Origin of the sequence: Clostridium sp. SHJSY1, assembly GCF_031626875.1 — a bacterium.
In the GTDB taxonomy this organism is placed as follows: domain Bacteria; phylum Bacillota; class Clostridia; order Clostridiales; family Clostridiaceae; genus Clostridium.
Genome location: NZ_JANDMF010000120.1, coordinates 1 through 1381 on the forward strand (window position 1 = coordinate 1; position 1381 = coordinate 1381).

General features: G+C 27.6%; 1 protein-coding gene. It reads left to right on the forward strand.

Features of this window, described 5'->3' with window-relative positions; genetic code table 11:
- Positions 1–122 precede the first annotated feature (122 nt).
- On the forward strand, positions 123–1325 hold the full coding sequence (locus NNC19_RS23410; RefSeq protein ID WP_310941097.1) for an IS701 family transposase: 1203 nt from the start codon (positions 123–125) through the stop codon (positions 1323–1325).
- Positions 1326–1381: the final 56 nt, after the last annotated feature.

Here is a 1381-nt window from a genome sequence, read left to right on the forward strand (position 1 = left end):
ACTATAATAGTGCAAAAATGCTTGAATAATTTTACAGCTGAATAAAATAAAAAAACATTTATGATAAATCCTTGTTATAATTGAGTTTGTACACAACAACGACAGCAAGGAGCTATACATAAATGTTTCAGAACACAATTATATCAAATGAATTATCAATATACAAATTTTTTAAGCAATTAAATTTTGATTTTTACTTAACTAAGCCTCAATTAAGACATTTAGAAAACATAATGAATGCCATGATATCAAAAGGTTATAATGGTAAAATTTCCGACATAGCGGAGCTCGCTCCTTCAAGACATCGTACCAGTATTACTAGATTTCTTTCAAATAGTACTTGGGATGAAAAAAATTTAGAAAGAGCATTAAAATCATATATCATAGAACTTATTTGGACTAAATCAAGAGAATCTGGACAGCCAATATACTTTATTATTGATGACACTATTTCTGAAAAAACAAAGCCCTCGTCAAAGGCTAAAAATCCAATTGAAAAGTGTTCATTTCATAATTCTCATTTAAAAGGTAAGAATGTATATGGTCATCAAATACTAGTTTCTTTACTATCGTGTGACGGATTAGTACTTCCATATTCAATTGATATCTATGATAAAGAATTTATGAGTAAAATCGAATTAACTCAAAAATTAATTGCAACACTTCCTAAACCTGAAAATAAAGGCTATGTTTTAGCTGATAGTTGGTATAGTTGTAATGATATTTTTAATGCTTCTAAAAAAGCTGGTTATAGTTATATTGGTGCTTTAAAAACTAATAGAGTTATTTTTCCACAAGGCTATGAAAGACTAGGAATTAAACTTAATAAGTTTGCTACATTATTAAATATTGAAGATTTTGACCTTGTCACCGTCAAAGATAAGCAATACTATATTTATAATTATGTTGGCAACTTAAAAGATAGAAAGGGTGTTTCTATTATTTTAAGTTATCCTAAAGATGCTTTTCAAAAAGATGGAGCATTAAAAGCTTTCATTTCCTTAGATAAATCATTAGAGCCATTAGATATCTTAACTCAATATACTGATCGTTGGGCAATTGAGCCATTTTTTAGAGATTGCAAAACTTACTTAGGATTAGATGGATATCAAGTGAGAAGTGTAAAAAGTATCAATAGATATCTAATGATAATGTTAGCAAATTATACTTATTGCAAAATATATTGTACTGATTCACATCACTTTAATACTGGATATAAAGCTGCTAAGAAAGATTTTGAAAAATCTAAAATAATTTATATTTACCAAGCTGCCGCAAGCGGTATGCCGATAAATGAAATTTTTGAGTTATTAAAGATAGCCTAAGAATCTGTTTTTCTATTCAACTGTAAAATTATTCAAGTTAAAATGCACTATTATAG